The following is a 21,397-nucleotide window of genomic DNA, read 5'->3' on the forward strand; positions in this document are numbered from 1 at the left end:
CCGACATCGGCGCACCCGTCCCCGTGAACGCGGGCACGGCCACCCTCAACCACGCCTTCACCACCGTCGGCAACCACGACGTCACCGCCGTCTACAGCGGCGACGCCACCCACGGCCCGTCGACGTCGGCCGTGTCGTCCGTCGACGTGTCCGTCAAGGTCGTCGACAGCACGACCACGCTGAACGTTCCGGCGACGTCCACGATCGGACAGGCCGTCGATCTCACGGCGACCGTCGCCCCGGCGGACGCCACCGGCACCGTCCAGTTCAAGGACGGCGCCACCGACATCGGCGCACCCGTCCCCGTGAACGCGGGCACGGCCACCCTCAACCACGCCTTCACCACCGTCGGCAACCACGACGTCACCGCCGTCTACAGCGGCGACGCCACCCACAACCCGTCCACCTCTGCAGTCTCCGGCGTGGACGTGACGGTTGTCGGCACCACCACCGCTCTGAACGTCCCGGCCACCGCCGTCACCGGCGCGGCCGTCGACCTCGTCGCCTCGGTCGATCCGGCAGGCGCGACCGGAACAGTCGAGTTCAAGGACGGCGACACGGTTCTCGGCACCGCACCGGTCACGGACGGCACCGCCACCCTGAGCCACACGTTCACCACGGCGGGCAGCCACTCGATCACCGCCGCGTACTCGGGTGACGCGTCGAACGCTCCGTCCGCCTCGGCGGCATCGACCGTCGACGTCACTATCGCCGTCGTCGACACCACCACGACACTGAACGTCCCGGCGACCGCCAAGACCGGCACCGCCGTGGACCTCACCGCCACGGTCAACCCGGCCGAGGCCACCGGCACCGTCGAGTTCAAGGACGGCGACACGGTTCTCGGCACCGCACCGGTCAACGCCGGTGTCGCCACCCTGAACCACACCTTCACCACCGATGGCACCCACAGCATCACGGCCGCCTACAGCGGCGCTGAGGGATTCGCCACGAGTGTCTCCGCTCTCGGCACCGTCGACGTCTCCACCGACCCGGTGATCGTCGACACGACCACGACGCTGAACGTCACCGGCACCGCCGTCACCGGCACCGCCGTCGACCTCACCGCCACGGTCAACCCGGCCGAGGCCACCGGCACCGTCGAGTTCAAGGACGGCGACACGGTTCTCGGCACCGCACCGGTCACGGGCGGCACCGCCACCCTGGGCCACACGTTCACCACGGCGGGCAGCCATTCGATCACCGCCGCCTACAGCGGCGCTGAGGGCTTCGCCGGCTCCTCCAGCACGCCGAGCACCGTCTCGGTGACCGACCCGGCACCGGGCGACGTCGCGACCGTCACGACGGTCGAGGCACCCACGTCCGCCGCCACCGGCGACCCGGCCACCCTGACCGCCACGGTCAAGACCGACGCGGGCGCTCTCGTCACCGTGGGCACCGTCCGCTTCTTCGATGGCAACACCCCGATCGGTGACCCGATCGCCGTCGTCGACGGCAAGGCGGTCCTGACCCACACGTTCACCGCCACCGGTGCACATGCGTTAACCGCCGTCTACACCGGCGAGCCCGGATTCACCGGGTCCACGTCGGCGGTGTCCACGATCACCGTCGCCGACCCCGGAACCCCGGGCGGCTCCGGATCGGCCGGTTCTCTGGAGAACATCTTCGGTTCCTGATCGCAGGTAGCCAGCAGGACAGAGCGAATGCCCCTCACCCCAGGTGAGGGGCATTCGCCCTTTCCGGAAGGTGTGCGCACAACCCTCCCCCCAACCTGGACACGTGTCCTATGTTTACCGAATGACCACGGCACCTCCCCGGCTGAGCAGGCGAACGGTCACCGGATACTCCCTCGGATCCGTCGGCACCGGCGGATTCGCGACCCTCCCCGGCCTGGTTCTCGCGTACTACCTGACCGACACCCTGGCCGTGCCCGCGATCGCCGCGAGCGTGCTCGTGTTCGCACCCAAGGCTCTCGACGTGCTCATCAACCCGCTGATCGGCGCGCGTTCCGACGGCGACGCGGCCCGCACGGGCACCCGCAGGCGATTCCTGCTGCTCGGCGCACTCACGTTGCCGGTGTTCTTCGCGCTCACCTTCGCCGTTCCGTCCGGACTCTCCGCCGCGGCGTCGGGACTGTGGGTCGGCGCGGCATTCATCGCCGCCGCGATCGCGTTCGCACTGTTCCAGGTCCCCTACATCGCGCTGCCCGCCGAACTCACAGACGACTACCTCGAGCGGTCCCGCTTGATGTCGTGGCGGGTCGCCCTGCTCGGTGTCGCGATCCTGCTGTTCGGTGCGGGAGGCCCGGCGCTACGAGAGATCGGTGGCGGAGGCCGGACCGGATACCTCGTGATGGGCGTCGTCGCGGGCGCGATCCTCGGCCTCGGAATGCTCGCGGCGTGGTCGATCGCACCGCGAGGACGAGCACAGAGCTCGGTCGAAACCACGACGGCACACGGATTCTCCGACACGTTCGCCGCGGTACGGGCCAGCGCACCCTTCCGGGTGCTGCTCCTGACATTCGCACTTCAAGCACTGGCGACGGGCACCATGCTCGGCGCAGCGCAGTACGTCGCGACCTACCTGCTCGACTCCGAAGGCGCGGTGTCGGTGCTGTTCGCGGCCCTCGTCGGGCCCGCGGTCGCGGTGATGCCGCTGTGGATGCGACTCGTACGCAGCTGGGGCAAGCAGCGCACCTTCCTGCTCGCGTCGGCGCTGTTCCTCGCCTCGACGATCGCGCTGCTCGGCCTGCTGGTCGGCGCAGGCCCGTGGATCTATCCGGTCGTCGCCGTAGCCGGAATCGGCTACGCGGGCATGCAGATGCTGCCCATGTCGATGCTGCCCGACGTCATCACCGATCACGAGGAGCGGACCGGTGGCAGTGTGCGCGCGGGCGCGTTCAGCGGGGTCTGGACAGCCGCCGAGACCGCCGCGATGGCATTGGGGCCAGCGGTGGTCCTGTTGATCCTCGCCGCAACGGGATTCGTCTCGTCCTCGGGCGAGGACATCGTGGCGCAGTCCGACGCGGCACTGGCGGGCATCGCCGTAGCGTTCACCGCTGTCCCTGCGGTCCTCGTCACGGCCAGCATCGTCGTGCTCCGCAGATACCAGCTGGCAGCAGAAGATCGAAACAGGAGTCAGTGAGTCGCATGCAGTTCGAGCAGTCACCCCAGGACGTTCTCGCCCGTCTCGACGAACTGCGGGAGGCGGACGCCCCCACCTCCGGCGGACGTCTGCTGTCGTACGTCTACGACTCCGGCATCGCCGAGCTCGACGACCTCGCCGGGGCCGCCGCACGAAAAGCACAGCCGCTCAACGGCCTCGACCCCACCACCTTCCCGTCGGTGGCCGCCCTCGAACGCGATCTCGTCGCCCTCGCCCGGTCCGTTCTCGCCGACGGCGTGGACGGCGTCGTCGGATCGGTGACCAGCGGCGGCACCGAGAGCTGCATGCTCGCGGTGAAATCGGCGCGCGACTCGTGGCGCGCCGCGACGGGACGCGAGGACCGACCGACGTTGGTCATCGGATCGACTGCTCACGCCGCATTCATCAAGGCCGCGCACTATCTGGACCTGCGCCTGCGGGTACTGCCCGTCGACCCGGACACCTGCCGCCTCCGGCCGGACGACGTCGCCGCGGCACTCGACAACTCCGTTGCCCTGGTGGTCGCGTCCACCCCGTCGTATCCGCACGGCGCACTCGACCCGATCGCCGAGATCGCGGAAGTTTGTGCTGCGCAGGGTGTCCCGGTGCACGTCGACGGCTGCATCGGCGCCTGGGTGCTGCCGTGGTGGCCCGGCGCGGACACCCGACCGCTGTGGGATCTTCGGGTGCCCGGGGTCGCGAGCCTGTCCGTGGATCTACACAAGTACGGCTACGCCCCCAAGGGTGTGTCCGTGTTGCTGTACCGGGACCGGGACCGGCACCGCAGGCAGTGGTTCGCCACGAGCGCGTGGCCCGGGTACGCGGTGGTGAATCCGACCATGCTCGGGTCGCGCACCGTGATGCCGATCGCCGCCGGGTGGGCCGTGTCGAAGGCGTTGGGTAAGGACGGATTCGACGAGCTGACCGGGAGGATCGCGCGTTCCGCGGCACACCTGCGGGCCGTGATCGACGGCATCGACGGGCTCCGGATCGTCGGCGATCCGGTCGGGCCGCTGCTGGCGGTCGCGACGGACACCGCCGTCCCCGAGGATCGACGAGTCGACCCGCACCGGTGGGCGGACGCGGCGCGTGAGCTCGGGTGGGTGCTGCAGCCGCAGCCCGGCCGGACCCAGTCCGACGGAACGGTTCTGCCGCGCACCACGCACCTCACGCTGACGCCGGTGACGGAGGCCGTCGCCGACGACCTGGCCACCGCTGTGACCAAGGCTGCCGACGCCGTGCGCGGCATACCGGGCGCCGTGGCACCGGAGGATTTCGTCGCGGCTGCCGACCACATTCGCCCCGAGGACCTCACCAGCGAGAACTGTGCGGCGGTCCTCACGCTCGCCGGACTCGATCCGACGGCCGGCCTCGGCGGATCCATGGCCGATCTACTCGCCCTGATCGAGGCACTTCCGGAACCCGTCGCCGAACGGCTGCTGATCGAGTTCCTGGCCCGCTTCATGGAGTGAGACGGCGAGTGGCCGGCCCCGCGGGGCCGGCCACTCGCTCACACCACCGGATCAGGCAGCGCGGGCCTGCCACATCCAGTGCAGCTGCTCGAGTCGAGCGGTGAAACCGATGAGCAGGTCCTGCGTGACGGGGTCCGCCTTCTCCGTCGCCTCGATCCGCGCGCGCAGTCGCTCCACGACAGCGGCAAGGTTCGCCACGATCGCGTCGACGACATCGGTGTCGCTGGTCCAGCCGGCACCGAAGCCGGTGGTTCCGGCGTCGGATGCGACGGTCGCCGCGCGTCCGTCCGGACTGACACCGATCGCGGTGGCCCGCTCGGCAGCGGCGTCGGTGAAGTCGCGCGCGACCGTGACCAGTTCGTCGAGCGACTCGTGGACGGACAGGAAGTTACGTCCGATGACGTTCCAGTGCGCCTGCTTGGCGACGAGGCTCAGATCGATCAGATCGACGACGGTACCCTGCAGCGCGTCACCAGTGATCTGCTGCTGCCCGGCGTCGAGTGTGCTTGCGATGGGGCCCTTGGTCATTCTCTTCTCCTACTCTCGTCGAAGTTCGGTCGGCCGTGTCCGGCCGACGCTGTTCTTCGGTCCGCCTTGCGTTCCAAGGCGTTTCGGTTCGAATACATTCCGTCCCACTCGTGATACCCAACGAAACGAATCCGCATACATTGCGCCGCGAATCTCGTTCGGCCGAGTTTTGCGGCGGACACTGGGAGTGTCCGGTCGAACCGAGGGGGCCGTCATGGATTCCGTTGTTCTGTTCTTGCTGGCGTGCGCCGTCTACTGGTGGTCCAACTGGTGATCCGGGGCCTGCGCGCTGCGACACCGGTCGCAGCGGCCCCAGAACACCACCTCGGCCTCGTCGATCTCGAAGCCGTGCGACTGCGACGGCTCCAGGCACGGGGCGTGGCCGACGACGCAGTCGACGTCGACGACGCGGCCGCAGTCGCGGCACACCAGGTGGTGGTGGTTGTCACCGGTCCGCGCCTCGAACCGGGCCGGCGACCCGGCCGGTTCGATGCGGCGCAGGAGGCCCGCGTTGACGCACGCCTTGAGTACGTCGTACACGGCCTGGGTGGAGACGGAACCGAGTTCGGCGCGGACCTCCGCCGCCACCTCGTCTGCATCGGAATGCGGGTTCGCGGCCACCGCACCCAGGACGGCGAGTCGAGGCGCGGTGACGCGCAGTCCCACCGCACGCAACTGCGCGCGGGGGTCTGTGTGCGTACCGATTTCCTGCATGTCCCGAGTATCCCTGCCATTTCTGGAACAAGTCAAGAAAACCTCGGTGTGCCCCTTGCCACCCCGGAGCGGCGGACGAGTCAGGCGTCGAGCGCCGCGAGGGCCTTCGCCACACCTTCCCCGTATGCGGGGTCACACCGGGTGCAGTTGGCGATGTGACGTTGCACGATCTGCGGATCGACGCCGTGAATGTTGCGCGCGGTGTTGTCGAACAACGCCTGCTTCTGCTCGGCGTTCATCAGGTTGAACAGTGCCCGCGGCTGCGAGTAGTAGTCGTCGTCGTCCGCGCGGTAGTCGAAGTGGTCGGCGATGGCACCGACCGCTTGCGCCGGCTCCCGGTACTGCGGCTGCTCCTGCCACTTGCCGTACGAGTTCGGCTCGTAGTGCAGCGAGCTGCCCTGATTGCCGTCCACGCGCATCGCGCCGTCCCGGTGGAAGTTCGCCACCGGACAGCGGGGCGCATTGACAGGGATCTGGAAGTTGTTGACTCCCAATCGGTACCGCTGCGCGTCGCCGTAGGAGAACAGCCGTCCCTGCAACATCCGGTCGGGCGAGAAGCTGATGCCGGGCACCACGTGCGCCGGGTTGAACGCGGCCTGCTCGACCTCGGCGAAGTAGTTGTCGGGGTTGCGGTTGAGCTCCCATTCCCCAACCTCGATCAGTGGGTAGTCACCCTTCGGCCAGACCTTGGTCAGGTCGAACGGGTGGTACGGCACCGTCTGCGCGTCCGCTTCCGGCATGATCTGCACCATCAGCTTCCACTTCGGGAACTCACCGCGCTCGATCGCCTCGTACAGGTCACGCTGGTGACTCTCGCGGTCCTGACCGACGAGGTCAGCGGCCTCGGCGTCGGTGAGGTTCTCGATCCCCTGCTGACAGCGGTGGTGGAACTTGACCCAGTATCGCTCGCCGGCAGCGTTGATGAAACTGAAGGTGTGCGAACCGAATCCGTGCATGTTCCGGTACGAGGCCGGGAGCCCGCGGTCGCTCATCACGATCGTCACCTGGTGCAGCGCCTCGGGGAGGCTGGACCAGAAGTCCCAGTTGTTGTTCGCGCTGCGCATGTTCGTGCGCGGGTCGCGCTTGACCGCATGGTTGAGGTCGGGGAACTTGAGCGGGTCACGGAAGAAGAACACCGGAGTGTTGTTGCCGACGAGGTCCCAGTTGCCCTCCTCGGTGTAGAACTTCACCGCGAATCCGCGGATGTCGCGCTCGGCGTCGGCGGCTCCGCGCTCACCGGCCACCGTGGAGAAGCGGGCGAACAGGTCGGTCTTCTTGCCGACCTCGGAGAAGATCTTCGCGGAGGTGTACTTCGTGATGTCGTTCGTGACGGTGAACGTGCCGTACGCACCGGATCCCTTGGCGTGCATTCGCCTTTCCGGAATGACCTCCCGATCGAAGTGCGCGAGCTTCTCGAGGAACCAGACGTCCTGCAGCAGCTGCGGGCCGCGAGGTCCCGCAGTGGCGACGTTCTGGTTGTCGGGCACCGGCGCTCCGACCGCGGTGGTCAGGGTGGTGTCGGTGTTCTTCGGGTCGTTCATGGGTGATCCCTTCGCTTTCTCCACGCCGTCGGCGCGGTTCTCGTCCGGACCTCGGTTGAACTCGGCGGCGGCCGTGCCGTGGGGCTGTTCACGGCATGGGGACGAACTCGGCCACCGGGACAACCACAACACCTTTTCTGGAATTAGTCAAAATAACTCCGGCCCGGCGTGGCTCACCACACCGGGCCGGACACGACTCAGGGGGTGACGATCGCGAAGGCCGGGTCGGGCTCGTCGAGCACCGCCACGAGGCGCTTCAACGCTGCCGGATCGCCCGTGTACTCGATCCCGTCGAGGCCGCCACCGGCCAGGATCGCGAGCAACTGCGCCTTGGTGAGCGTCACGACCAGGTCGGACGACGCCTCGGATCTGGGGTCGGGAGTCTGAATCAGCGCACCGTTCGACAGCGCGAGCCTGATCGTGGTGTTCAGATCTGTGAAATTCCATGTGATGCACAGTGATTCACTGGCCGCGCGCACGCCGTCGACCCGGATCGCCAGGGTGTCGAAGAGCTGCTCGACGGTCAGCGCCGCGGCCATGCCTGCACCGAGATCGATGTCCGGCGGGGTGATCTCCCCCCGCAGTTCCTTGGCGCCGGTGAGGTAGAAGTTGCGCCAGGTCGGGTTCTCCGCGCCGAAACCGAGCCGGGTGTACACGTCGGCGAGGGCTTCCCTGGCGTCGGCGTTGTCCGGTTCGGCGAACACGGCGTGTTTGAGCAGTTCGGCGGCGAACCGCAGATCGCCACCGTCCGTGTACCCGCGGGCCTTCTCCAGAACAGCGGGGACGCCACCGAGGACGTCGACGTACCTGGTGGCGAGTTCCTGCGGCGGATGCTGCCACAGCGACGACGGATTGCCGTCGAACCATCCCATGTAGCGCTGGTAGATCGCCTTGACGTTGTGACTGACCGAGCCGTAGTAGCCGCGCGCGTGCCACGCCGCGTCCAACGTGGGCGGCAGCGTGAATTGCTCCGCGATCTCCGCACCGGTCAGGCCGACGTTGAGCATCCGGAGGGTCTGATCGTGCAGGTAGGCGTACAGGTCGCGCTGCTCGGACAGGAACCGGCGGATGTCGTCGCCACCCCAGGTCGGCCAGTGGTGCGAGGCGAACACGACGTCGGAATCGTCGACGAACAGTTCGATCATCTCGTCCAGGTACCGGGACCAGATGCGCGGGTCCCGCACGAGCGCGCCGCGCAAGGTCAGCAGATTGTGCAGGTTGTGCGTCGCGTTCTCGGCCGCGCACAGGGCCCGCTTCTCCGGAAAGTGGAAGTTCATCTCGGACGGCGCCTCGGTTCCGGGCGTGATCTGAAAGACGATCCGCACCCCGTCGACCGTCTCCTCCTGTCCGGTGTGGGTGATGTCGAGCGTGGGCGGAATCAGACCGAGCGAACCACCCGACACCGCGATGCCGAGCCCCAGCCCGACCTGGCCCTCGGGCCCGGCCTCGAGCGTGGCCCCGTACTGGTAGTTCGCTCGCCGGTTCATGGCCGTGCCCGCGTACACGTTCTCCGACACCGCCTCCGCGAGGAACCCTTCCGGCGCGATGATCGGAATGTCCCCGCGGCCATCGGGCAGCACCCCCATCACGCCCCCGAAGTGATCGCCGTGCGAATGGGTGTAGATCAGGCCGGTGACCGGCCGGTCACCCCGGTGCTCCCGGTACAGCGCGAGGCCGGCGGCCGCGCACTCGGCAGAGATCATCGGATCGATCACGATCACTCCGCTGTCCCCCTCGACCAGGGTCATGTTCGAGATGTCGAATCCGCGGATCTGATAGATGCCGTCGGTGACCTCGAACAACCCACTCCGGTAGCAGAGCTGGGCCTGCCGGAACAGACTGGGATTGACACTCTCCGGACACTCGCCACCGAGGAACCCGTACTTGCTGAGGTCGAACACGACGCGCCCCTCGACGTCCGTGATCGTCACCGGGTCCAGCGTGGCGATGAACCCCCGCCCTGCGTTGTCGAAATCCGTACGGTCCGAAAAGTCCAGGGCCATTGCCGATCAACTCCGTTTCGCATGGGGACACCGATCCGTCCCCATCGTGACCACGTCCCCAAGGCCCTGAATCATCCGTTTCGGGTGAATGGCACCCCGCCGAGGATTTGGGGTGCCGCGCGGCCCCGACGTCAGGTTGACTTGCCCTGTGAAGCCCACCAAGTTGTCGGTCGAGTTGGCCAAGGAAGCCCTCGAGGTCCGCAGGCAGTCGGCACACGGCTGGCTGCGCCGGACGACGGCGGGCCGGACCGTCGCCCGCGCCCTGCGCGGACTCGCCGAGATCGAACTCGCCGACCGTGCGATGACGCTCGCGGCGCAGGAGTTCATCTCCGTGCTGCCCGTCATCATCGCCGTCGGAACCGTCAGCAACCTCGACCTCGCCTCCGACACCCTGTCCTCCCAGCTCGGCATCGACCCCGGATCACTGACGTCCATCACCCGCACCACGGCCGACGCCGTCGAGGCGAGCCCACCGACCTTCGCGACCTTCGGTGTGATCGGCATCCTCATGGTCCTCATCAGCGGTACCTCCTTCGCTCGCGCACTGGGCCGCGTCTACGGCAGGGTCTGGGAGGTGCCCGTACTGTCCGTGCGCGGATGGTGGCGCTGGGTCGCCGTGGTCGTCGCCGTCGCCGCGGCCATCGCCCTCCTCGGTCGCGTCCGCCAATTCTCCACGGTCGAGTGGATCGGGCCACCGCTCGCCTTCACGGGTGAAGCACTCGTCTGGTTCGGACTCTGGATGGCCGTGCCGTACCTGCTGACGCAGGGACGGCTCGCCGGCCGCGTGCTGTGGGCGTCCGCCGCCCTGACCTCTGCGGGACTGACCGCCGTCGGCATCGGCGGTACCGTCTACCTCCCCATGGCAACGGCGTCGGCGCAGGCAAAGTTCGGCGAACTCGGCCTCGTGTTCACCGCGATCACCTGGCTCTTCATCCAGTCGTTCGTCGTCGTGGCAGCGACCGTCATCGTCAAGGCACTCGCACTCGACGAGGGGCCGATCGGACGGGCGCTCCGCGGTTCCGTCGCCGACGCCGTCGTCGAAGCGAACGACCGGGACCTTCCACAGGCCGAACACAGCGGCTAGCGTTTCGACCATGACCGACAGTCGGCAGCGGCTCGACCTCGGCGCCACCGTCACCGAGGCGCAGAGACTCCTCGACCACGGATCACCGGAGGAGGCGACCGCCCTGCTTGCCGGGGCCGCGGCATCCGCCCCGAATTCGGAACTCGAGCTCTGGCAGGGCCTGGCACTGCTCACCGAAGGGCTCACGCAGATCGCGCGGAACGATGCCGCGGCACCGACCACCCTGCGACGCGGCGCCGAACTGTTGGACGCGCACGAAGCGAGTCCGCCACATGCCCTCGACATCGGCGGTCTCGTCGGGTGGGCGCGGCACCTGGTCGCCGAACTCGGTGACGCCCCGGCCTACCCCGACGCTCCCCCGATCCCTCGGTTCCGCCTCCCCTGAACCACCCCTGATTCCTGAATGGCCCATTCATACAGTTGGACTGTATGAATGGGCCATTCAGGAATGGGGCGGGAAGATCAGCGGCGTCAGCCGACGAGCAGCTCCGCGATCTGGATGGTGTTCAGTGCGGCACCCTTGCGCAGGTTGTCACCGCACACGAACAGCGCGAGGCCACGGCCGCCGGGGACGCCCGGATCCTGCCGGATGCGACCGACGAGCGACGGGTCGCTGCCCGCGGCGGCGAGCGGAGTCGGGACCTCGACGAGTTCGACGCCGGGCGCGTCGGCGAGCAGTTCCTTCGCGCGCTCGACGGACAGCGGGTTGCCGAACTCGGCGTTGATGGACAACGAGTGTCCGGTGAAGACGGGCACGCGAACGCAGGTGCCGCTGACCAGCAGATCCGGAATCCCCAGGATCTTGCGGGACTCGTTGCGCAGCTTCTGGTCCTCGTCGGTCTCGCCGCTGCCGTCCTCGACGAGCGAACCGGCGAGCGGGATGACGTCGAACGCGATGGGGGCGACGTACTTGTTCGGTGCCGGGAACGAGACCGCGGAGCCGCTGTGCACGAGCTTCTCGGCGTCGTCGATGACCGCGCGCACCTGGGTGGCGAGCTCGTCGACACCGGCCAGGCCGCTGCCGGACACGGCCTGGTAGCTGGAGACGATCAGCCGCTGCAAGCCGGCCTCGTCGTGCAGCACCTTGAGCACCGGCATCGCGGCCATCGTGGTGCAGTTCGGGTTGGCGATGATGCCCTTCGGCGGGTTCTTCGCCTCCTCCGGGTTCACTTCGCTGACCACGAGGGGGACCTCGGGGTCCTTGCGCCACGCGGACGAGTTGTCGATGACGGTGGCACCGGCGGCGGCGAACCGCGGAGCCTGCGCGCGCGAGAGGGTGGCACCGGCGGAGAACAGCGCGATGTCGATGCCCTTGAGGTCCTCGTCGGACACCGCGGCGGCGTCCTCGACGACGATGTCCTCGCCACGGAACGGCAGGGTGGTTCCGGCCGAACGTGCGGATGCGAAGAACCGCACCTTGTCGGCGGGGAAGTTGCGCTGCTCGAGCAGGCCGCGCATGACGGCGCCGACCTGCCCGGTGGCGCCGACGACTGCAATGGTCAGTGCCATGGATCTACCGTCCCGTTCCTGCGTGGACGACGGCCTCTTCGTCGCCGCCCAGATCGAATGCCTTGTGGATCGCGCGAACCGCGTTGTCGAGGTCGGCGTCGTCGACGAGCACCGAGATCCGGATCTCCGAGGTGGAGATCAGGTCGATGTTGATGCCGGCTTCTGCGAGCGCCTCGCAGAAGGTCGCGGTCACGCCGGGGTGGCTCTTCATGCCCGCGCCGACGAGGGACACCTTGCCGATGCTCTCGTTGGAGAGAACCTCGGAGAACCCGATCTCGCCCTGGAGCTCGGTCAGCTTCTCCACCGCGGCGGGCAGATCGGTCTGCGGCAGTGTGAAGGTGATGTCGGTCTTGCCCGTCTCCACCTTCGAGATGTTCTGCAGGACCATGTCGATGTTGATCTCGGCGTCGGCGACGGCGCGGAAGACCTTGGCCGCGTATCCGGGCACGTCGGGCAGGCCGACGACGGTGACCTTGGCCTCGGAGCGGTCGTGCGCGACGCCGGTGAGGATGGCTTCTTCCACGGGAATGTCCTCCATCGATCCGGACACCATGGTGCCGGGCTTGGTGGTGTACGAGGAACGGACGTGCACGGGCACGTTGTAGCGACGGGCGTACTCGACGCAGCGCAGCATCAGGACCTTCGCCCCGCACGCCGCCATCTCGAGCATCTCCTCGAAGGAGACGGTGTCGAGGCGCTGGGCGTCGGAGACGATCCGCGGGTCGGCGGTGTAGATGCCGTCCACGTCGGTGTAGATCTCGCAGACGTCGGCCTTCAGTGCCGCGGCCAACGCGACAGCCGTGGTGTCGGAGCCACCGCGACCGAGGGTGGTGACGTCCTTGCTGTCCTGGCTGACGCCCTGGAACCCGGCGACCAGGACGATCGATCCGCGGTCGAGTGCGTCGCGGACGCGGCCCGGGGTGACGTCGATGATCTTGGCGTTGCCGTGCGCACCGGTCGTGATGACGCCTGCCTGCGACCCGGTGAACGAGCGGGCCTCCTCCCCGAGGGAGTGGATCGCCATCGCGACGAGCGAGTTGGAGATGCGCTCGCCCGAGGTCAGCAGCATGTCCATCTCGCGCGCGGGCGGACCGCCGGGGCACACCTGCTGCGCGAGGTCGAGCAACTCGTCGGTGGTGTCGCCCATCGCCGAAACGACAACGACGACGTCGTTGCCTGCGCGTTTCGTCTCAACGATCCGTTCGGCGACGCGTCGGATTCGCTCGGCGGACGCCACCGAGGATCCGCCGTACTTTTGCACGACGAGTGCCACGCCAATCAACCTCCGGATCTGGGATCTGGTTACGAAGTCCGATTGTCAACCTTACCGACGGTGGCCGGGCGACTTTCACCCAGCCGGGCATCGGCAATCCCGAGGACACTGCATGTTCATGTGACCACTGCCACGATGGTGCAATGACCTTCCCTCGGCGACTACGCCTGCAGCAGGTGCAGGAGCGTGCCTCGGTTTCCCCGCTGGAGCTGTTCTTCGACCTCGTGTTCGTATTCGCCTTGACTCGCGTCACCGATCTGATGGCGGACGACCCGAGTGGAACCAACCTGCTGCGCGGGGTTCTGGTCATGGCCGTCCTGTGGTGGTGCTGGGTCGGGTACTCCTGGCTGTGGAACCTGGTCCGTGCCGACGAGGGCGTCGCCCGGGTGGTGATGTTCGCCGCGATGGGCGCGGTGTTCATCGTGGCTCTCACCATCCCCGAGGCGTTCGACGACCTGCCCGGCGGCCTGTCCGGCCCGGTGGTGTTCGCACTCGGCTACTTCGTGGTGCGACTGCTGCACCTGCTGATGTTCTTCGTCATCAGCAGGGAGGACCCCCAACTACGCAGTCAGGTCGTCCGATTCGTGCCGAGCATGGTGGCCGGCACCGTCTGCCTGCTGATCGCGTCCCAGTTGACCGGCGCCGCCCAGACCGCGATGTGGTTCCTCGCCCTGGCAGGCGACTACCTCGGCACGTTGATCGGCGGCGCGGGGTGGCGGCTGCGGTCGGTGAGCCATTTCGCCGAACGGCACGGGCTGATCGTCATCATCGCGCTGGGTGAATCGATCACCTCGATCGGCATCGGGGTCGCGGCGCTGCCGATCTCGTGGGCGATCATCGTCGCGACACTGCTCGGGCTCGCCGTGTCGGCGCTGATGTGGTGGACGTACTTCGACGTCACGTCCCTTGCCGTCGAGCACGCCTTCGAGTCCGCGACGGGCACCCGGATGATCAAGATCGCCCAGCACTGCTACACCTACGCGCACATGCCGATGGTGGCGGGGATCGTGCTCATGTCGCTCGGGTTGAAGAAGGTGCTCTCGTACGTCGCGGACGGCAACCACCACCGTCTCACCGACCCGCTGTACGGCTGGCCGCTCGTTGCGCTGCTCGGCGGCGCCGCCTTGTTCCTGCTGGCGCTGGTCTACTTCAAGGCGTACCCGACCGGGTCGATCACCTACCCCAGGGTCGTCACAGCAGCCGTGCTGGTCGCGTTGATCCCCGTGCTCTGGCACACCCCCGCGCTCGCGACACTGGCGGTGCTCACCGCGGTGCTGGCCGCGATGATCGGATACGAGACGTGGCGGTTCGCCGACCCTCGCGACCAGATCCGGCACCGGGCTGACGCGAGCTGAACGATCGGGACCTGTCGGGCCCGTCCTCCACACTGACGTCGTGAGAGTCGTGCTGGCACCGGGCCCGGAACGCGTCGTCGTGATCCGCACCGACGACGCCGGCGCGGCCACCGCCGCGCCCGCGCTGTTCCCCGATGCGGCGGCCGCTGTCCGGGCGTTCGAACCCGAGCACCCGCGTTGGGTGTGGCCGGACACCGCCGCGATCTATCCGTCGGTGCTGCGGGCGGGACTGCGGGTGCAGCGGTGCCACGACCTCGCCCTGACCGGGGCACTGCTGCGCACCCGGGCCGGACTGGCTCCCGCTGCGGTGGCGGCGGCGCCCGCCGACGAGCGGCCCGCGTTGTTCGAGACCACCCCGGCCGCCGACCCGGACGCGGTACTCGCCGAGCACGCCGAGCAGGTGGCGCGGACGGGATCCGACGCCCGCCTGCGCCTGCTCGTCGCCGCGGAGTCGGCGGGCGGTCTCGCCGCAGCGGAGATGGGACACACCGGCATGCCGTTCTCGGCCGCCGCGCACAGGCGCCTGCTCGAAGAGGCACTGGGCCCACGGGTGCCCGCCGACGTCCTGCCCGCACGACTCCGGGAGGTCGCCGACGAGGTGAGCGCTGCCTTCGGGCGACGCGTGAACCCGGCGTCGCAGCCTGAGGTGGTCGCGGCATTCGCCCGGGACGGTGTCGAGTTGGCGTCGACGCGGGCCTGGCTGCTCCGCGACGTCGACCATCCCGCGGTCGCGCCGCTCCTGCGGTACCGCGATCTCGCCAAGCTGCACTCGGCGAACGGCTGGGCCTGGCTCGACGCCTGGGTCACCGGAGACCGCTTCCGGCCGGTGTACGTTCCGGGCGGCGTCGTGTCGGGTCGGTGGGCGAGCCGCGGCGGTGGCGCCCTGCAGATTCCCAAAGCGTTGCGTACCAGCGTGATCGCCGACCCCGACCACAGCTTCGTGATCGCCGACGCGGGCCAGCTCGAACCTCGAATCCTGGCCGCGATGTCCGGCGATCCGCTGATGGTCGCGGCGGCAGGCGCTGCCGACCTGTACGCGCCGGTCGCCGCCGAGGTCTTCGGCGGCGACCGCGCCAAGGCGAAGGTCGCGATCCTCGGCGTGCTCTATGGCGCCACCGCAGGCGAAGCACGATCCCTACTCACCTTGCTGCGCACACGTTTTCCAATGGCGGTCAGATATGTCGAGGACGCCGCCGGGGCAGGCGAGCGGGGCGAGGTGGTGCACTCCTGGCTGGGCCGCGCCTGCCCACCGCCCGGTGAACGCTGGTGGTCGGAGGGAGACGCACATGCCCGCGGCCGCTTCACCCGCAACTTCGTGGTGCAGGCCACCGCCGCCGAGTGGGCACTGTGCCTGCTCGCCGAGTTGCGGCGCCGGCTGGCCGGCACCGGGTCGGAACTGGTGTTCTTCCAGCACGACGAGGTGGTGGTGCACAGCCGCGATCCAGACGCCGCCGTCCGGCACGTTCTCGACGCGACCGCATCGGCAACCCGGTTGTTGTTCGGCGACACCGCCGTTCGATTCCCGATGGACGTCGCGGTGCGCGACTGCTACGCCGAGCCCGCTGCCGAGACCGGGACCGTGCCCTCGCGCCGGATCACGCGGGGCGTCGATCCGGTGAGCTGCCGGACAGCGCGTCCGAACTGACTCGAGCCGACGAACCCGCTGCGGCAAGCGACCTGGCCGATACTCAGGTGCGCATGCGTGGGGTCGACGAGCAGGTCGAGACCCCTCGCCACCCGACGCCGCCGGATCAACTCGTACACCGAGTGCTTCTCCCCCTCGAACAGCTTGTGCAGGTACCGAGAGCTGACATTGAGGGCCGATGCGACCCTGGCCACGGTCAACGTCGGATCGGTGAAGTTGTTCTCCACGAACTCGATTGCACGAGAGCGATTCAAATTCCCCGACGCGGCCGAGTCGGCGGCGCGACCGGACGCTGCGCGGATCAGGGCGACACAGAGGTCGACCACCGCGTGCTCGACGAGCGCCAACTCCGAGGATTCGCCCGCCCCGAGATCCGACTCCGCGAATTGGCCGAGAACACCGCGAAGCATTCGGGTGAGAGGGCCGTCCCCGACGACCGCACCCGCGAGGGCACCCGCATCGACGGACCGAGCGGCGAGCACGGCGCGCGGCAGGTACGCGAACAGATAGTCACCGCGTCCGGCAAGCGCGACGTCGAACGTCTCACCGAAATCGAGGAAGCCCAATTCGCCCGACCCGACACGCCAACAGGTCTGCTGCTGCTCGACGGTCACCTCACCGGACTGCACGACCACGACGGCGAGGAGCTCACTGTGCGGGTCGGCGAGCGACGCCGACGTCCGCGACGCCGACACCGCGGAGGTCCGCAACCGGTTGACCCGCACGGCTCCGATGTCGTTGGCGCGCAAGGTTGCTCGAAAACGGTGCGGGCGCGGAGCAGCCACCTGAGCTCCGACGGACAGCGTCACGAGACCTTCGGGGCCACTCAGCCGGACCCCGGTGCGCGAACCAGCTACTGCGGGGACACCGCTCCCCTCCATGTGCACCCCACCCTGCCGACGAGGACAACCACGACGGGCAGCAACCCTACGCGGGCGTCCCGCACCGCGACGGGGATTCGCTCACCACACGGGGGCGCCGTACCCGGCCCCGCCGTGAAGCAGACCGCGCAGCGCCGACGCCAGCCCGCGGACGTCCGCGAACCGGTCCGCGGAGGGCAGCGTCCCGGGGAATGCGACGTACAGGTGTCCTCCGGCACCCACACGCAGGCGACCCGGAGCGTCGAGATGGAGCACGCCACCGGAGCGGTGTGCGATCCGCATCGCGTCGGTCAGCGGTCGAGCGGACCGGGTCGCCTCGGAGCGCGTCGGAACGACCGACGCTGCCGTCGCCAGAGAACAACTCGACTGCCATTCGGCGACGACGACTCCGCCGGAGTCGGTGTCCACCATGTCGACGATCCGGGCCAGCGCAGGAGTGTTCACCCCGCACATCCACACTGTGCGAGCAAAGACCTCGTCGACGTCGACGGCACCACCCGCGTCGCAGGACAGGACCGTCAGACCGACGTCGCGGTCGGTGACGATGTCACGTCCGTGCCAGAACTCGAACTCCGCCCCGCCACCACAACAGTGCAGCAGTCGGTATCGACCCCCGACAACGCTGCCGGGCACCCGCCCGGCAGCCGATCGAAGCGCGGGCAGGCGCAGAGGAAAGGGTGGCCGAGCCACCACAGCGGACAGCCGTTCGGTGTCAGAGTGCATGCACCGACGTCCAGCCGCTCGACTGTGAGTCAACGCAGAGCATCACTGCATCCTCACGACAGCGACAGCCCCGTGCAACCCCTGTGTCTCCGGGCCGCGTCCCGACGCCACCGGCTCCGCCGAACCCGGCCGCGCGGACGTCGCAGGTAGCCGACCGGGCGCCGGCGCGCGGCGTCGCCGTCACGGGCACGAATCATCGATTCGCTGTGCGCGAATCGTTCCGTGCCCCGGACGGTTTCACTACCCGGTTCGTTGCGCGGCCAACATCTCCTCGAACGGCACCGGCTCGTCGAACGGGTCGGGTGCGACGGTTCGCGCCCGCCCGTCGACCACCGCGGCCAATTCCCGCGCGACGCGGTCGACCCTGGTGTCCAGTTCGCTGCCGGACTCGACGCCGCCCGCCCAGTCCTCGGACGCCGCGAACACCGCGGTCGGAACGACCGCGGCCCGCAGGTACGCGAACATCGGGCGAACCGCGTATTCGAGCGCGAGGGAGTGCCGGGCGCTGCCGCCCGTCGCGGCGATCACCGTCGGCATCGCGTCCAACGACCCGGGTTCGAGCACGTCGAAGAACGACTTGAACAGGCCGCTGAAGGTGGCGTTGAAGATCGGCGTCACCGCGATCAGCGCGTCGGCCCCCGTGACGGTGCCGATCACCTCCCGCAACGTCGGCGACGGGAATCCGGTGAGCATCGCGTTCACGACGTCGTGAGCGTGGTCGCGCAGGTCGATCACGCGAATCCCGGTGCCTGGCCCGAGTTCCCGAACCGCGGCGGCTGCCAGCCGGTCGGCCAGCAGCCGCGTCGACGACGGCTGCCCGAGGCCCGCCGACACGACGGCAACTGTCCGCGCCGTCACGACGTCGCCTCCAGTTTCCTGCCCGCGACCAGCGTCGCGTGGGTCGGGGCATCCGGGACGTGCGCGGGCCGCTTGGCGTCGAGTTCACGACGCAGCACCGGCACGACCTGCTCGCCGAGCAGGTCCAACTGTTCGAGGACCGTCTTGAGCGGCAGTCCGGCATGGTCCATCAGGAACAGCTGACGCTGGTAGTCGCCGAACGATTCGCGGAAGGTCAGGGTCCGGTCGATGACCTCCTGCGGGCTGCCGACGGTCAGCGGGGTCTGCTCGGTGAACTCCTCGAGCGACGGCCCGTGACCGTAGACGGGCGCGTTGTCGAAGTAGGGACGGAACTCGCGCACCGCGTCCTGGGAGTTCTTGCGCATGAACACCTGACCGCCGAGCCCGACGATCGCCTGGCCCGCGGAACCGTGCCCGTAGTGCTCGTAGCGTCGCCGGTACAGGTCGATCAGCCGCTGGAAGTGGTCGGTCGGCCAGAAGATGTGATTGGCGAAGAAGCCGTCACCGTAGTACGCGGCCTGCTCGGCGATCTCGGGACTGCGGATCGAACCGTGCCAGACGAACGGCGGCGTGCCGTCGAGCGGACGCGGAGTCGACGTGAATCCCTGCAGCGGCGTCCGGAACTTGCCCTGCCAGTCGACGACGTCCTCACGCCACAGCTTGTGCAGCAGCGCGTAGTTCTCGATGGCGAGCGGGATGCCCTGCCGAATGTCCTGCCCGAACCACGGGTACACGGGTCCGGTGTTACCGCGGCCCAGCATCAGGTCGACGCGGCCGTCGGCGAGGTGTTGGAGCATCGCGAAGTCCTCCGCGATCTTCACCGGATCGTTGGTGGTGATCAGCGTCGTGGAGGTGGACAGCACGATCTTCTCGGTGCTCGCCGCGATGTAGCCGAGCATCGTCGTCGGAGACGACGGAACAAACGGCGGGTTGTGGTGCTCGCCCGTCGCGAAGACGTCGAGACCCACCTCCTCGGCCTTCTTCGCGATCGCGACCATCGCCTTGATCCGCTCGCCCTCGGTCGGGGTGTACCCGGTCGTGGGATCGGTCGTGACGTCGCCGACGGTGAAGATTCCGAACTGCATGGCCGCCTCCTCCTGGCGCCTCCGGCGCTGGTGCGCGGTTTCGGTGTTCTGGACCCGGAAACCGCGCACCAGCACGAAGTGCCTGTACTTTAACATTCAATTAACTGAACGGAAGGGGCGACGGGAGTATTCCCCGCAGCTCAGCCGCGCGGGCGCAACCGGACGTTGGGGAGGATCGGCGCCGGAATCGTCTCGCCCCACTCCGACGGGAACGGCCCGAACCGGCTCGACGCCGGGTCACGCTGATCGTCGCGTTCCCGCTGCCAGTCCCCCCGGTACCCCGCGACCTCGTCGTGCGTGCGGCCGATGAAGTTCCACCACATGACGATCTGCTCCCCCAACGGCTCACCGCCGAGCACGACGACCCGGACCGGCCCGTCCGACGACGCCACCAACTCGGCACTCGGTGTCCCCACCGGCAGGTACACCAGCTGCCCGACCTTCGCGTCGACCCCCGATACCGACACCGCGCCGGTGTCGACCATGACACCGTGTTCGAACGTCCCGTCCAGCGCGACGTCGAGGCGTTGCCCCGGACGCAGCACGATCTCCGCACCGAGGAGCGGCGTGAACGTGCGGACCGGCGACGTCTGCCCGAACAGGCTGCCCAGGAACACCACCACCTCGGCGCCATCGACGTCGAGGACCGGCGGTGCGTGATGCTCGAACGCCGGTGCGGTGAAACGGTGTTCGTCCGGAAGCGCCACCCACAATTGGACGCCGTGCAGGACGTCGGTGTCGGGGGTGGAGAACTCCGAGTGCGCGATACCGGAGCCCGCGGTCATGAGGTTCACCTCGCGGGGCCTCACCATCGCATGCGCACCGGTGGTGTCGCGGTGCTCGATCTCCCCGCGGAACAGCCACGACACCGTCTGCAGTCCGGTGTGCGGATGACCGGCGACCCGCATCCCGCCGCTGTCGGCGACGTCGTCCGGCCCGTAGTGGTCGAGGAAGCACCAGGCGCCGATCAGGGTCCGGTCCCGCTGCGGCAGCGATCGCCGCACCGTCATCGCACGCGGCCCGCCGAGCGGGACCTCACGGAAGTCGAGCAGTCGTGGTGCGGTTCCGTCGCGGTTCTCGCAGACGACCTCGTCGGGCGTGGTCTCGAGATTGCTCATGCGTCGAACGTAACCCCCGGCGGACTCCTTACGGCACAGTGGATCCATGACCGATCACCAGAACCCGGCCGACACCGCTGTCCGTGACGCGGGCGACCGCTACGAGATCACCGTCGGGGGTGAGGTCGCGGGCCTCACGCAGTACCTCGACCACGACAACCAGCGAATCTTCTTCCACACCGAGGTCGACGACCGCTTCGCGGGCCAGGGCCTGGCGGGCATCCTCGTGCACGACGCGCTCGCGGCAACCATCGCCGCGGGTAGGCGCATCGTCCCGATCTGCCCGTACGTCGCGAAGTACCTGACGAAGCACCCCGAACTCGCCGACAGCGTCGACCCGGTGACAGCCGAAGCGGTCTCCGCGGTGCAGGCACGCTGACCGCTCGGCGGAGCGCGCCTCACCCCTCCCTCCGTCGATTCCGTGCGACGAAACGTAACCGTTTCGTTGCCTGACCCTCGCTCACCTGACGCGCCGCCGAGGTCTCGTCGCTATAGCCTTCGAA

Annotated in this window: 19 protein-coding genes; 8 read left to right on the forward strand and 11 right to left on the reverse strand. The window is 68.6% G+C overall.

Annotated features, from left to right (window positions below; translation table 11 throughout):
* The 3 genes from FFS72_RS19610 to FFS72_RS19620 all read left to right on the forward strand — a co-directional run.
* The coding region (locus tag FFS72_RS19610) for an Ig-like domain-containing protein (RefSeq protein WP_137875496.1) at positions 1–1,637 on the forward strand (1,637 nt) is incomplete at its 5' end.
* A gap of 121 nt (positions 1,638–1,758) precedes the next feature.
* Positions 1,759–3,105 (forward strand): MFS transporter, encoded by a 1,347-nt coding sequence (locus FFS72_RS19615; RefSeq protein WP_137875497.1) that lies wholly within the window; start codon positions 1,759–1,761, stop codon positions 3,103–3,105.
* A 5-nt stretch (positions 3,106–3,110) separates the two neighbouring features.
* Positions 3,111–4,577 (forward strand): pyridoxal phosphate-dependent decarboxylase family protein, encoded by a 1,467-nt coding sequence (locus tag FFS72_RS19620; protein WP_137875498.1) that lies wholly within the window; start codon positions 3,111–3,113, stop codon positions 4,575–4,577.
* Positions 4,578–4,628: 51 nt separating this feature from the next.
* On the opposite strand, the gene FFS72_RS19625 is transcribed toward FFS72_RS19620, so the two are convergent.
* From FFS72_RS19625 to FFS72_RS19640, 4 genes are all read right to left on the reverse strand, one after another.
* Positions 4,629–5,105 carry a Dps family protein gene (locus tag FFS72_RS19625; protein ID WP_137875499.1) on the reverse strand — a complete coding sequence of 159 codons (477 nt, stop codon included), beginning with the start codon at positions 5,103–5,105 and terminating at the stop codon, positions 4,629–4,631.
* A gap of 252 nt (positions 5,106–5,357) precedes the next feature.
* Positions 5,358–5,819, reverse strand: a complete 462-nt coding sequence (locus FFS72_RS19630) for a Fur family transcriptional regulator (RefSeq protein WP_137875500.1) — start codon at positions 5,817–5,819, stop codon at positions 5,358–5,360.
* Positions 5,820–5,899: 80 nt separating this feature from the next.
* Positions 5,900–7,360 (reverse strand): catalase, encoded by a 1,461-nt coding sequence (locus FFS72_RS19635; RefSeq protein ID WP_137875501.1) that lies wholly within the window; start codon positions 7,358–7,360, stop codon positions 5,900–5,902.
* A gap of 197 nt (positions 7,361–7,557) precedes the next feature.
* Positions 7,558–9,363, reverse strand: coding sequence for an alkyl/aryl-sulfatase (locus tag FFS72_RS19640; protein WP_137875502.1), 1,806 nt, complete (start codon positions 9,361–9,363; stop codon positions 7,558–7,560).
* A 148-nt stretch (positions 9,364–9,511) separates the two neighbouring features.
* Here FFS72_RS19640 and FFS72_RS19645 point away from each other — a divergent pair, with 148 nt between their 5' ends.
* Together FFS72_RS19645 and FFS72_RS19650 are read left to right on the forward strand one after the other, a co-directional pair.
* Positions 9,512–10,447, forward strand: a complete 936-nt coding sequence (locus FFS72_RS19645; RefSeq protein WP_137875503.1) for a YhjD/YihY/BrkB family envelope integrity protein — start codon at positions 9,512–9,514, stop codon at positions 10,445–10,447.
* A gap of 10 nt (positions 10,448–10,457) precedes the next feature.
* Positions 10,458–10,832 carry a DUF309 domain-containing protein gene (locus tag FFS72_RS19650; protein WP_137875504.1) on the forward strand — a complete coding sequence of 125 codons (375 nt, stop codon included), beginning with the start codon at positions 10,458–10,460 and terminating at the stop codon, positions 10,830–10,832.
* Positions 10,833–10,918: 86 nt separating this feature from the next.
* Here FFS72_RS19650 and FFS72_RS19655 read toward each other — a convergent pair whose 3' ends face one another.
* Positions 10,919–11,956, reverse strand: a complete 1,038-nt coding sequence (locus tag FFS72_RS19655; protein ID WP_137875505.1) for an aspartate-semialdehyde dehydrogenase — start codon at positions 11,954–11,956, stop codon at positions 10,919–10,921.
* A gap of 4 nt (positions 11,957–11,960) precedes the next feature.
* The gene (locus tag FFS72_RS19660) at positions 11,961–13,229 is read right to left on the reverse strand and encodes an aspartate kinase (protein ID WP_137875506.1); all 1,269 of its coding nucleotides are present in this window, start codon (positions 13,227–13,229) and stop codon (positions 11,961–11,963) included.
* A gap of 143 nt (positions 13,230–13,372) precedes the next feature.
* Between FFS72_RS19660 and FFS72_RS19665 the strand changes: the two genes are divergently transcribed.
* Together FFS72_RS19665 and FFS72_RS19670 are read left to right on the forward strand one after the other, a co-directional pair.
* A complete protein-coding gene (locus FFS72_RS19665) occupies positions 13,373–14,584 on the forward strand; it encodes a low temperature requirement protein A (RefSeq protein ID WP_137875507.1) in 1,212 nt (403 codons plus the stop codon).
* Positions 14,585–14,624: 40 nt separating this feature from the next.
* Positions 14,625–16,229: a bifunctional 3'-5' exonuclease/DNA polymerase gene (locus tag FFS72_RS19670; RefSeq protein ID WP_137875508.1), complete on the forward strand. Its 1,605-nt coding sequence runs from the start codon at positions 14,625–14,627 to the stop codon at positions 16,227–16,229.
* On the opposite strand, the gene FFS72_RS19675 is transcribed toward FFS72_RS19670, so the two are convergent.
* From FFS72_RS19675 to FFS72_RS19695, 5 genes are all read right to left on the reverse strand, one after another.
* Positions 16,133–17,038: a helix-turn-helix domain-containing protein gene (locus FFS72_RS19675; RefSeq protein WP_171018752.1), complete on the reverse strand. Its 906-nt coding sequence runs from the start codon at positions 17,036–17,038 to the stop codon at positions 16,133–16,135. The two genes, FFS72_RS19670 and FFS72_RS19675, sit on opposite strands and share 97 nt — an antisense overlap.
* 153 nt (positions 17,039–17,191) lie before the next feature.
* Complete coding sequence (locus tag FFS72_RS19680) at positions 17,192–17,833, reverse strand: protein kinase family protein (protein WP_137875510.1); 642 nt, start codon at positions 17,831–17,833, stop codon at positions 17,192–17,194.
* A 240-nt stretch (positions 17,834–18,073) separates the two neighbouring features.
* Positions 18,074–18,691: a CE1759 family FMN reductase gene (locus tag FFS72_RS19685; protein ID WP_137875511.1), complete on the reverse strand. Its 618-nt coding sequence runs from the start codon at positions 18,689–18,691 to the stop codon at positions 18,074–18,076.
* A complete protein-coding gene (locus tag FFS72_RS19690) occupies positions 18,688–19,776 on the reverse strand; it encodes an LLM class flavin-dependent oxidoreductase (protein ID WP_137875512.1) in 1,089 nt (362 codons plus the stop codon). The genes FFS72_RS19685 and FFS72_RS19690 overlap by 4 nt, the downstream gene beginning before the upstream one ends.
* A 140-nt stretch (positions 19,777–19,916) precedes the next feature.
* Positions 19,917–20,894, reverse strand: coding sequence for a pirin family protein (locus FFS72_RS19695; protein ID WP_137875513.1), 978 nt, complete (start codon positions 20,892–20,894; stop codon positions 19,917–19,919).
* A gap of 46 nt (positions 20,895–20,940) precedes the next feature.
* On the opposite strand from FFS72_RS19695, the gene FFS72_RS19700 reads away from it, so the two are divergent.
* On the forward strand, positions 20,941–21,273 hold the full coding sequence (locus FFS72_RS19700) for a GNAT family N-acetyltransferase (protein WP_137875514.1): 333 nt from the start codon (positions 20,941–20,943) through the stop codon (positions 21,271–21,273).
* Positions 21,274–21,397: the final 124 nt, after the last annotated feature.

The organism is Rhodococcus sp. Q, assembly GCF_005503035.1.
In the GTDB taxonomy this organism is placed as follows: domain Bacteria; phylum Actinomycetota; class Actinomycetes; order Mycobacteriales; family Mycobacteriaceae; genus Rhodococcus_G.